General features: G+C 73.3%; 9 protein-coding genes. 6 read left to right on the forward strand and 3 right to left on the reverse strand.

Translation table 11 applies throughout. The annotated features are described in order from the left end of the window. The first annotated feature begins 356 nt into the window (after window positions 1–356). The 3 genes from HNR10_RS01475 to ku all read left to right on the forward strand — a co-directional run bounded on the left by HNR10_RS01475 (window position 357) and on the right by ku (window position 4342). Window positions 357–1787, forward strand: a complete 1431-nt coding sequence (locus HNR10_RS01475; protein WP_179820227.1) for a hypothetical protein — start codon at window positions 357–359, stop codon at window positions 1785–1787. Then, window positions 1784–2926, forward strand: coding sequence for an ARPP-2 domain-containing protein (locus tag HNR10_RS01480; protein ID WP_179820229.1), 1143 nt, complete (start codon window positions 1784–1786; stop codon window positions 2924–2926). Before HNR10_RS01475 ends, HNR10_RS01480 begins: the two co-directional genes overlap by 4 nt. Before the next feature lie 396 nt (window positions 2927–3322). Beyond that, a complete protein-coding gene (gene ku / locus HNR10_RS01485; protein WP_179820230.1) occupies window positions 3323–4342 on the forward strand; it encodes a non-homologous end joining protein Ku in 1020 nt (339 codons plus the stop codon). Here the strand turns inward: ku and HNR10_RS01490 are convergent. Further along, window positions 4334–5299: an ATP-dependent DNA ligase gene (locus tag HNR10_RS01490; protein WP_312889038.1), complete on the reverse strand. Its 966-nt coding sequence runs from the start codon at window positions 5297–5299 to the stop codon at window positions 4334–4336. The two genes, ku and HNR10_RS01490, sit on opposite strands and share 9 nt — an antisense overlap. 260 nt (window positions 5300–5559) lie before the next feature. Between HNR10_RS01490 and HNR10_RS01495 the strand changes: the two genes are divergently transcribed. Continuing rightward, window positions 5560–6477 carry a ketopantoate reductase family protein gene (locus tag HNR10_RS01495; RefSeq protein WP_179820232.1) on the forward strand — a complete coding sequence of 306 codons (918 nt, stop codon included), beginning with the start codon at window positions 5560–5562 and terminating at the stop codon, window positions 6475–6477. Between the two features lie 118 nt (window positions 6478–6595). Here HNR10_RS01495 and HNR10_RS01500 read toward each other — a convergent pair whose 3' ends face one another. Beyond that, entirely contained in the window at window positions 6596–7084 is a 489-nt protein-coding gene (locus HNR10_RS01500; RefSeq protein WP_179820234.1) for a GNAT family N-acetyltransferase, read from the reverse strand. 178 nt (window positions 7085–7262) lie between these two features. Further along, window positions 7263–8711: an FAD-binding protein gene (locus HNR10_RS01505; RefSeq protein ID WP_312889039.1), complete on the reverse strand. Its 1449-nt coding sequence runs from the start codon at window positions 8709–8711 to the stop codon at window positions 7263–7265. A gap of 249 nt (window positions 8712–8960) precedes the next feature. Between HNR10_RS01505 and HNR10_RS01510 the strand changes: the two genes are divergently transcribed. Together HNR10_RS01510 and HNR10_RS01515 are read left to right on the forward strand one after the other, a co-directional pair. Then, a complete protein-coding gene (locus HNR10_RS01510; protein WP_179820237.1) occupies window positions 8961–9614 on the forward strand; it encodes a class I SAM-dependent DNA methyltransferase in 654 nt (217 codons plus the stop codon). A 132-nt stretch (window positions 9615–9746) separates the two neighbouring features. Further along, window positions 9747–11480: an ATP-binding SpoIIE family protein phosphatase gene (locus tag HNR10_RS01515; protein WP_179820239.1), complete on the forward strand. Its 1734-nt coding sequence runs from the start codon at window positions 9747–9749 to the stop codon at window positions 11478–11480. The last annotated feature ends 1 nt before the right edge of the window (window position 11481 follow it).

Here is an 11481-nt window from a genome sequence, read left to right on the forward strand (position 1 = left end):
TCCTGTCTGGAGGGTCGGCGGGGACGCGCCGACGCGGGCGGCGCGGGGACCGGACACCCGCCGGTCACACGCCGGCCACCTCCTCGCCAGTGTGGCCGGGGCGCGACGCCCTGCCCATGTACGGCTTCCCAACGATCCTCCCGATCCCTTGGAGAGCACTCCAGTACCTGCGCCGGAGCCCGTGGCGGCGGCCGGCGAAAACGGGTGGGGTGGGGGCGTGCGCTTTGCTACCTTCGACCCAGGGCGGGCCGTGGGACTTGACCGCGACTTCCGGGAACTGCCTCTGAAAGCATCATTCACGCTGTTCGCGCCGACGATCCCCGGCCCGCCCCCGGACCCCGGCAGGAGCACCCCCGATGACCGACACCTACGCCGACCTGCTCGCGTGCGAGGACCTGCTCCTCTTCGCCGGAGCCGCGACCGCCGCCACCGGGCGGCGCGAATTCCACTCGGGCGCCGACGAGCAGCGCCTGTCCATGGAGTTCCTGCACGACTACGTCCACCAGACGCTCCCCGACCTGTACGCGATGACGCTGGCCCTGCACATCAACGACCACCACGCCGCCCGCGTCGTGCACACACTGCTCAGCCACCCCCGGCCCGGTGCCCCCGCCGACGAGCGTGCCCGCGAGAACGGCCTCATCCGCCGGCGGCTGGCGCTGATGCCGCCGCAGCGCGTGTACCGCCTCTTCCGGCGGCTGGCCGGCGACCGCGTGAACAACCGCCGCACCCGCGCCACGATGCGGGATTGGCTGAACGCCCGTCCCCGCCTGGAGCTGGACGCGCTCAAGTACCGCTCCGGGTTGCACGCGGCCGCGCGCCACGCACGGCTGCCGCTGCCGCCGGACGTGGACCGGTTCCTGTTCTCCCGCACCTCCCGGCGGCGGCGAATCCGCTACGACTCCCCCCTGCTGCGCGCGCACGGCCGCGCCCACTACTCCGTCCAGGGCGTCTACGACCTCCCGTTCACGGTCGCCGAGGGCTTCGCCGCCCATCACGGGGTGCCGCGCGAGCGGTTCCTGGAGCGCATCCGCGCGCGCACCACGCACGCCGAGCGGCTGCGGCTGGAGTCCGCCACCCGGAGGGCGGGCGTCGATCCGCGGGTGGACCTGGGCTCGATGCCCCTGCTGCGCCTGTGCGTGCACGTGCTGGGGCTGCCGGTGGCCGAGCGCGAGGAGCGCCGCACCGAACTCCAGGAGGCCCTGACGCGGGCGGCGCGGCGCGCGGCCGGGCCGCTGGCGGGCACGTGGCCGACCACGGTGGCGGTGCTGGACGACAGCTACTCCTCGTGGGGTTCGCCGGAGCGCCGCAACCACCCGCTGGCGGCGGCGCTGGCCTGCCACCACCTGCTGCACGCGCTCTCGCCGCGGGCCACCACGCGGTGGCTGTCCGGGCACGCGGACGCCCTCACCGTGCGCCCGCTCGGCCCGACGCGTCTGGCCGAGGCGGTGCTCGATGCCGTGGAGTCGCGCCCGGACCGGGTCGTCATCGTCTCCGACGGCCATGACGACCACCCGCCGCTGCTCGCCGACGCGCTCACGGTGTGGCGCCGGCGTCTGGACCCGGACCGGGCCACGACGGTGGTGCACCTGAACCCGGTGTTCGACGCCGACGGCCTGAGCCTGCGCCCGCTCTCACCCGCCGTGCCGACCATCGGGCTCCGCGACCCCGACGCCCTCCCCTCCCTGGTGGAGCTGGCCCGCTTCGGCGAGGGCCGTCTGGGGCTGTCCGAGCTGCGCGCTCACATGGAGGCCACCGCCACCGCCTATCTGGAGGCCCGGACGTGAGCGGTCTCCCGCGGCCCGACCTGGACCTGGACGGCCTCACGGCCGGCCCCGACGCCCGTTGGGGCGGCGTGCGGCTGGTGCCCCTGCTGCGCGACGCGCCGGTGCCGGGGCTGCGCCTGCACGGCTACGTGGACGGGGAGGGCCGCTCCGTCACCGCACGGCCGCACGGGTCCCGGGCCGTCACCTACGTTCCGCACTCGTACACGGCCCCGTGGGCCGGGGACGGCGGTTCGGCGTACGGCACACAGCTGGTGCCGGCCGAGCCGGACGGCGACGGTCCCCGCCGCGAGGCCGTGGGCCTCCGGCGGCCCGGGCGAGGTCGGCCGGGCCGGGCGGGCTTCCCACCGCTGCACCAGGCCGTGGAGGGCTACCTGTGCCTGCGGTTCGGCGAACCCACGTTCACCTGGACCGCGTGGGACCGGTCGACCGTCCGCCAGGGTTCCGGACCGGGGTCGGCGGCGTTCGTGCCCGGCGGGGACGTCGGCGGCCTGGCCGAAGCGCTGCGGGTGTTCGAGATCCACCGCGACCAGTGCGGGGTGGCGGTCTACGTCGCGGACACTCTGGCCTCCGTGCACGTGTATCCCCATCCGGAGGACTACCGGGCCCTGCACCACGGCCTGCTGCTGGACCTGTTCGCCGAGACGCTGTACACGTACGGCCTGATGTACCCGGACGCGCCGGTGCACTACGACCCGATCGATCCGGACTCCGTGCACGGGGTAAACGACCTGCGCCGCGCGGTGGCGGCGAGCCGCGCCTCGACGTCGCGGGTCCACGCCGGCCTGCTGAGCGGCGCGCTGACCGGTGACCGCGAGTTCAGGAGCGTCCAGGAGTGGCAGGGCTTCACGGTCCGCCGGTTCTTCCCGTCGTTCTCCCGGCAGGGCGAGAACCACGTCGGCGAGATCGTCACCGACCCGGCGGGGCGGACCGCGCTGCTCCAGACCTTCCGGCTCTCCCCCGCGCAGGTGCGGCGGGGCCACCTGCTGCGGACACTGGAGGAGAACGAGTGGTCCGTGCGGGAGGCGGCGACCGACCTGCACACGTCCGAACCGGACCTGCTCGCCCGCCTGCGGCGCGCTGGCCTGGGTGCGCTGCTCGCGCCCGGGCTGCTCGCCCGCCACCGCCGCGCCCGGCTCTGAGCGGGGCGCCGTGGCACGACGCGTCACCCGGCCGCGGGTCGGCGCGTCCCCCCGCGCGCACGAGCGCCGCGCCCCGGATCGGGACGCGGCGCCGTGTCACTGTTCGTTCCCTCCGGGATCGCTCCCGGTGGAACCGTGTGGTTCGATGCCAGGTCGCCTCCCTTCCACCGGGACGGACCGCCGTGCGACCGGCGTATCCGCCCGTGCTCGCACATCCATTCGAGCACGCACCCCGGGTGAGCGGCCAGCCAACGGCCACAATCGGCCAGAAGTGCAGGTCAGAGCAACGTTTTCCCGGTCCGGCCGCGATGTGCGCGGGCGGGCCGACGTCGTCCTTTACCTGATGATCCACACGTTTTGCCTGGTTGCGGACATCATGGAGGAGAGGTGGTCGGCATGGTCAGTACGGTGTGGCGCGGCACCCTCTCGGTGGGGCTGCTGTCGCTCGGGGTCAGTCTGTACAGCGCGCGGGAGCGGCACGGACCGACGATGCACCAGTTCGTCCGGGGCACGGACCACCGGGTCCGCTACCGGAAGGTCGACGAGGAGACCGGCAAGGACGTCGGTTCCCGCGACATCGTCAAGGGCGCCAAGGTCGACAGCGACGAGTACGTGATCCTGGAGCCCGACGACCTCGCGGGCCTCGCCCCCGGCAAGTCCCGGACGATGGAGATCACGGGGTTCGTCCCGGCCGACTCCGTGGAACCGGTCTGGTACTCCAACGCCTACTTCCTGTCCCCGCAGGACCAGTCCGCGGCCAAGCCCTACCGGCTGCTGTGCGCGGCCCTGGAGCGCACCGGCCGGGTCGCCCTGGCGACCATGGTCATGCGCGACCGCGAACACCTGGTGCTGGTCGGCCCCCAACAGGGGGTGCTGACCGCCAACACCCTGTTCTGGCCGGACGAGATCCGAGCCCCCTCGGACGTGATGCCGCCCGTCGCCGAGGCCGAGGTCTCCGAGCGCGACCTCGGTCTGGCCGAGCAGCTGGTGGAGGCGATGGCCGAGGACTGGGACCCCGACCAGCACGAGGACGTCTACCAGAAGCGTCTCCAGGAGCTGATCGAGGCCAAGAGCGCCGGCCGCAAGGTGCGCTACGCCGAGGAGCGCCCCGCCCAGGAGGGCACGGTCGTCGAACTCACCGACGCCCTGCGCAAGACGCTCAAGGAGCGCAAGGGCGGACGCGCCCGGGCGCCCGAACCGCGCCGGTCCGAGGAGTCGGCCAAGGGCGGTACGGCCAAGGGCGGGGCCGCCAAGGGGTCGCGCCGGAAGAAGAAGACCGAACCCCCCGCGGCGGACCTGGAGGGCATGACCAAGAAGGAGCTGCTGCGCCGGGCCCAGGAGCTGGACGTGCCGGGGCGGTCGAAGATGTCCCGGGAGGACCTGGAGTCGGCCGTGCGGGAGCGGATCTCAGCCTGAGGGGGTCCGGCGCTCGACGTCGAGCCCCTCGGGGACCTCCGCCACCCCAAGGTCCGGCCGGGGCCGCACGAACCGCACCACGTGCCGCCACTTCCCCGAGGCCGTCCCGGTGTCGGGCACGATCTCGACCACGGTCTCGGGGACCACGCCCGCGTGCGGCGGTGTCTCGCCGCCGCGCCACCGGGAGGGCGCGGACGCCACCCACTCGCCCGACGGCGTCAGCAGCGGAGCCGTCTCCGCCCGCTGCGCCGGGGTGAGGTCGCGCGTGCGGCCGACCACCCGCAGCTCCCCGGTGTCGGGGTCGCGTCGGCCGAGGACCAGTGCCTCGGGCCGCTCCACCGAGCCCACGGCCCCCACGACGACCGCCTCCGTGGTCACCGTGTGCTTGTACTTGCGCCACCCCCGGCGGCCGGACTCGTAGACGCCGTCGGCGGACTTGGCGACGATCCCCTCGATCCCGACCGCGCTCAGCCCCTCGTACCACTCCCGGGCGGTCTCGGGGTCGTCGGTCTGCCAGGTCAGGTCCAGGTGCGGGTCGTGCCCCTCGGCGAAGAGCCGCTCCAGGCGCCGGCGCCGGTAGGCCAGCGGCCGGTTCCGGATGTCCCGGCCGTCCACGCGCAGCAGGTCGAAGGCGACGAAGTGGACGGGCTCGGCGCGGGCCAGTTCCCTGGCCCGACGCGCACCGGCGTTGTTGCGCCGCAGCAGGGCGTCGAAGCTGAGTCCGCCCTCCAGCCAGCACACGATCTCGCCGTCCATGAGCAGGCCGCCCGGCAGGGTCTCCAGCGCGGCCACCAGTTCCGGCCAGCGCCGGTCGGTCACCTCGTCCGAGCGCGAGATGATCCGGGTCGGCGCGGTGCCGGCGCGGGTCCGGAATCCGTCCCACTTGGGCTCGTACACCAGGCCCGGACCCGTCGGCAGCTCGGCCGTGGCGCGTGCGAGCATCGGCTGTGGGTCCACACCCGGTTCATGCCCGTGCCGCCAGGAAGCAACCGCTCGCGTCCCAGGTCAGCGCGTTCCGGCGCGTCGGCCGCTTCCGGCTCGGACACGGCGTCCACCGCTCTCCGGCTCCTCTCCTCCACTGACGGACGCAGCATGGTCGGCGGGCCGTGCCGCGTCGGTGGTCCGACCGGAACCGGTCATCCACACCTTGCCCCGCCAGGTCCCATGGTCATACGTTTTCCGTTGGTCGAGTCGTTCGGAACGAGAGTGGGACGGTCATGCGGATCCTTGTCGTGGGTGCGGGCGCGGTCGGCGGGTACTTCGGCGCCCGCCTGGTGCAGGCGGGGCGGGACGTGGACTTCCTCGTCCGTCCCCCGCGGGCCCGGCTGCTGGCCGGGCAGGGCCTGCGGCTGACCACACAGGACGGGGACACCGAGACCGTGCCCGTCTCCCCCGTCACCGCGGACCGGCTCGCTCCCGACTACGACCTGGTCATCGTGGCCGTGAAGTCCTACGGCCTGGACGAGGCGCTCAAGGACCTCGCTCCCGCGGTGGGCCCGCGCACGGTGGTGGTGCCCTTCCTCAACGGCATGCGCCACCTGGACACCCTCGTCGAGCGGTTCGGCGCCGACCGCGTGTACGGCGGTGTGAGCCTGGTCCAGACCCGCCTGGACGAGGAGGGCGGCATCGTCCAGGTCGGTCCGCTGGCCGAACTCGCCTACGGCCCGCTGTCCGAGCATCCCGTCCTCCCGCCGGACGAGGTGCACGCCGCGCTGGACTGCGGCGGCTACACCGCGCGCGCGAGCGAGCACATCCGCCGGCGCATGTGGGACAAGTGGGTGTTCCTGGCCAGCCTGGGCGCCTGCAACTGCCTGATGCGCGCCCCCGTCGGCCGGATCAACTCCGTCCCGGGCGGGCGGGAGTTCACCGCGGGCATGGTCGCCGAGGCCGTGGCCGTGGCCACCGCCTCGGGGTTCGCGCCCAGCGAGGCGATGCTGGAGCGCACCCGGACCCTGGCCTCCGACACCACGGCCACGACCACGACCTCGATGTACTGGGACCTGACGCAGGGCAACGCCGTCGAGGCCGACCACATCATCGGCGACCTGGTCGCGCGCGGGCGCGAGCTGGGCGTGCCCACACCGCTGTTCTCCCTCGCCTACACCCACCTGTGCGCCTACTCCGCCGGGCGGTAGCGCCGCGGCGCGGCGCCGGCGTGCGGTTCGGCCATCGGCCCGGAGCCGTACGACGGCCGGTCGAGCCGGTGCGACCGGTCGGATCGGTCGGGGCTGTCTGGCGGGGCTGTCGAGGCGGTCAGGGACCGTCCAGGTCCTTGAAGTAGCGCGCGACCGGCCAGCGCTCGAACCCGCGGGCCTCGTAGGCCGCGCGGGCCGGAGCGTGGCCGGGGTCGTCGCCCGTCTCGACCATGACCATGGCCATCCCCGCGGCACGGACCCGCTCGAACGAGTGCTCCATGAGTGCGGTCCCGACACCGCGGCGCTGGTGGCGGGGATCCACCGCGAGAACGCAGACCTCGCCCATGCGGTCCTCGGGGTGCAGGCGGGTGCAGACCCATCCCGCGAGGGAGTCGTCCACCAGGGCGAGGTCCACGTTCTGCGGTTCGCCGTCGAGGATCGCGGACAGGTCGCTCCTCTGGCGGGCCTCCCATCCGTCCGGATAGAAGGACCGGTAGACGAAGCCGGGCACGGCGGGCCGTGTCCGCGCGAAGACGGGAGCCCACGCGCGAACGCCGAGGTCGAGCGCCTCCGCGCGCCGGTCCCCGGTATAGGGCGTGATGATCATGGCGGTCCTCCTGTCCGACCCGTCGGGCGGCCCCGGGCCGCCCTCGGCGTCGGTCATCGTCCCACGGCCGCGTCCGCCAGGCGGGCCCACCCTCGTCGGGCGCGACGGGGGGTCCGCGGCGGCCGGTGCGCCGGTGGTGCCGCCCGTGGTCCCGGACGGGACCACGGGCGGCCGCGGGTCAGAAGATCCCCTGTCCGGGGGCGAGGATGCCCGCGGGGTCGTGGGCGGCCTTGGCGGCGGCGAAGTCGTCCCACGCCGGCCCGAAGTGCGCCCGCCAGTCGGCGTGGTCCATCGGGATGCTGCCCACCGGGTACTGGAACCCGCCGACGTCGCGGACCCGCTCGTACAGCGCCCGATTCGCCGCGACCATGGCGTCGTTGTCGGGCACACCGGGAGCGGGCGTGGCCGTCTTGAGCAGGGCGTACAGGAAGACCACCGGCTCGTCGGGCACCCGCGGCAGCGTCGTGCCCAGCGGCGCGCGGCGCAGCGGGTACATCAGGACGACCCCGGTGGGTCCGACGTCGTCCTGGGTCATCTCCGCCAGGGACGAGGCGGCCAGGGCGTCGAACTCGCTGGAGGGCACGAAGACGTTCCACCAGGGGTGGGGGTCGTACCAGGCGCCGATCGACTTCAGGAACTCCACGGACGGGGCGAGCCGGTCGGCGAAGTCGAGGTAGGGCAGGTCCTCGATCTCGGCGTCGGCGCGGGTGTCGGACAGCCCCGCCAGCAGGGCGTCGTCGTCCGGCGGCGCGGAGCCCTCGTGGAAGGCGACCCCCTCCAGCATGAAGCGCCAACCGGACCCGCCGCCGGCGGGCCACTGGGCCTGGCCCTCCAGGTAGTCGAACCGGCCGTCGGCCAGCACGAGACGCTGGTCGGCGGTGAGCGCCTCGACGGTCTCGTAGTACAGGTGGTACTGGCGCACGGTCTCCGGGGCGGGAGCCAGGCGCACGGTGGCGCCGACGATGACCGCGCACTGTCCCAGTCCGCCCAGGACGGCGTGGAACAGGTCGGCCCGGGTCCGCGGCGAGCAGCGCAGCCGCCGCCCCTCACCCGTCACCACGTCCAGTTCCACCACGGTGTCCACCTGGAGGCCGTGGTGCTGGGTCGTGCCGCCGACCCCGCCCACGGCCAGGGTCCCGCCCACCGACAGTTCCAGGTAGTCGGTGAGCACGGGCGGGGTGAGCCCGTAGGGCAGGGCGGCGGAGAGCACCTGGCTCCACCGCACGCCGGCCCCGACCTCGGCCCGGTCGTCGCGCACCCGGAGGCCGTCGAGCGTGGCCGTCTCGATGACCAGGCCCTCCTCGACCTGGGCCTGGCCGCGGGTGGAGTGCCCCTGGCCGCGCGCGGCGACCGGGATGCGGCGCGCCCGGCAGTACCGGATCATCCGCTCGACGTCGCGCACCGATCCGGGCCGCAGCACGGCGCGGGGGTAGCGCGAGACGGCGTGGCCGAAGTCGTCCGCGGCTGCGGCGCGGGACTCCTCGTCGAACACCAGCTCCCCGTCGAGGCCGGGCGCGCGGTCCCCCTCCGCGAGGGAACCGTCGTCGGCCCACGCCCGGGTCAGGGGGTCGAATCCGATGGCGGCCACTCCCGCGCCCGCTCCCGCCAGAAGGGTCCTGCGGCTCACGTTGTATTCCATTGCGTCCTGTCCGTGCCGTCGGGGTTTGCGGTCAGCGGAGAAATCCTAAACGTCACCTGTGGGCAGACGGGCAGATCATCGCCGATGTGCGAAGATGGAGTCCACGAACATGTGGTGACTTAACGCGATCGGAGCGGTAAGTTCGGCTTCTGTGCCGGGAATCCGCTCGGTCGAGGTCGGCGGCGCGTTCCACCGTGCCGCGTGAGGGGAAAGGCGATCACCATGGCGCCGGATGTCATGTCGTCGGACGATGGCTGGGCCGCGCGAGAACGCGAGCAGGCCACCGCCTACGACCGCATCGGCGAGCATTATGACGAAGCCTTTCCCCATAAGGACGTGCAGGTCAAGAGCACTTTGGGACTCATCGACCGGTTGCCGGCCGGTGCCCGGGTGCTCGACGTGGGCTGCGGCACGGGTGTGCCCACCGCGCGGCGGCTGACCGACGCGGGCCTGTCGGTCACCGGCGTGGACATCTCCCCGGTCATGCTCGACATCGCCCGCCGCAACGTGCCGGAGGCGGAGTTCGCCCATGTGGACCTGATCAGCCTGCGCCCCGAACTGCTCGGCACCTTCGACGCCGTGGTGTCCTATTTCGCCCTGTTGCACCTACCCCGCGCGCTCGTCCCGCACGCCCTTTCGGTGCTGCGGACGATGATCGTGCCCGGCGGCTGGTTCACCCTCTCCATGGTGGAGGCCGACGTCGACGACCTCCCCATTCCCTTCCTCGGCCACCACGTGCGGGTGACCGGTTACTTCCGTGAGGACCTGCGCGGGCTCCTCACCGAGGCGGGATTCGCCATCGAGGAGGAGGAGACGGTGTCCTACGCCCCCTCCAGCGCACAGGCCGATCCCGAGATCCAACTGTTCTTCACCTGTCGCAGGACCGACTGACAACCGGACCCACGACGCCACCGACCATTCGGGACATCGGTGTGCCCGAAACCCAGCCAAAAATCGCCCATAGCGGGCGGAAAAGGATTGTCAAGCCGCCGGAATTCCCGTCGAGCGCAGAAAGCCGGAGCGATGGATCCCAAGACCTCGGAGCTCTTCGACGCGGCACGCGAGTCCGTCCGTGAGCGCACCGCCGTGTTGGAGCGTGTGCGGTTCCTCAACGGGGCCGCCACGCGCATCGGGGCCAGCATGGACATGCGCAGGATCGTCCGTGAGCTGGTCGGATCCGTGGTTCCGCACCTGGCCGACGCCGCGACGGTGCACCTGCTCGACGCCCTGCTGCCCGGACCGCACCTGGACGTGGAGCTGCCCGACGCCGTGGGATCGCTGACCGCGCCGCTGCGCCGGGTCGCGGTCGTGCACAGCGACTACCAGGCCGAGCTGTGGCGCACGGTCGTGCCGGAGGACCAGGTCCACGTCATGCCACCGTCCAACCCGGTCCACCGGGCGATGGCGGAGGCCTCCCCCGTCGTCGTGCCCCGCATCGACGACGAGATCGCCGCCATGCTCGACCGGACCCACACCACCGGCGACCTCACGCCCCTGATCATCGACCGGTCGCTGCTCGCCCTGCCGCTGACCGTGCGCGGCCGGGTGCTGGGCGCCGTCGTCCTGCTGCGCGACCCCGACCGCCCGATCTTCGACGAGGTCGACACGCTCATGGCCGAGCAGTTGGCGATCCAGACGGGGTTGGCGCTGGACAACGCCCACATGTACCGCTCCGAGGCCGACGCCACCGACGCCCTCCAGCGCGCGATGCTGCCCGCCCTGCCGCCGCGGCTCTCCTGCGCCGACATCACGCACCGCTACCGCAGCAGCAGCCACATCGCGCAGGTCGGCGGGGACTGGTTCGACGCCATCCCGCTCTCGGGCAGCCGGGTGGTGTTCGTCGTCGGCGACGTGATGGGCCACGGCCTGCACTCGGCGGCGGCCATGGGCCAGTTCCGCACGGCCGTGCAGACCCTGGCCGCCCTGGACCTGCCGCCGGAACAGGTCCTGCGCCACCTGGACGACCTGGCCCTGCGCCTGGGCGAGGACTACCTGGCCACGTGCCTGTACTGCGTCTACGACCCGGTGGCGCGGCTGTGCACGATGGCCAACGCCGGGCACGTCCCGCCCGTGCTGGTCCGGCAGGGGCGCGGGGCCGAGCCGGTCAATCTGCCCACGGGGGCGCCGATCGGCGTGGGCGGGGTCGCCTTCGAGTCGGCCGACGTACGCGTGCACGACGGCGACGTGCTGCTGCTGTGCACCGACGGCCTGGTCGAGGCGCGCGGGCGCAACATCGAGAAGGGCATGGCGGCGCTGTGCGCGGCCGCCGAGCGGCCGCTGCCGCTGGAGGAGCTGGGCGACACGATCCTCACCGACCTGCGCACGGACGACCAGGAGGACGACGTCGCTCTGCTGCTGGCCCGGCTGCGCGGCGTGCCCTCGCACCATGTCGCCCACTGGCTGATGGAACCGCGTCCGACCACGCCCTCGCGCGTGCGGAGGCTGATCCGCGCCACGCTCGCCTCGTGGGACCTGGAGGAGCACACCGACGTCGCCGAACTGCTGGCCACGGAGCTGGTCACCAACGCGGTCCGCTACGCCCAGGGCCCGATCGGGGTGCGGATGCTGCGTACCGACGCCCTGTTGTTCGAGGTCTCCGACGAGGACCAGCACCGCCCGGTGCTGCGCCGGTCCGCCGACACCGACGAGGGCGGCCGCGGTCTGCAGCTGGTGAGCCGGCTGGCCCACAGATGGGGCGCCTCCGGCAAGACCCCGGGCAAGGTGGTGTGGTTCGAGCTCGACCTCGACGACGTGTGAG

The organism is Nocardiopsis aegyptia (assembly GCF_013410755.1).
In the GTDB taxonomy this organism is placed as follows: domain Bacteria; phylum Actinomycetota; class Actinomycetes; order Streptosporangiales; family Streptosporangiaceae; genus Nocardiopsis; species Nocardiopsis aegyptia.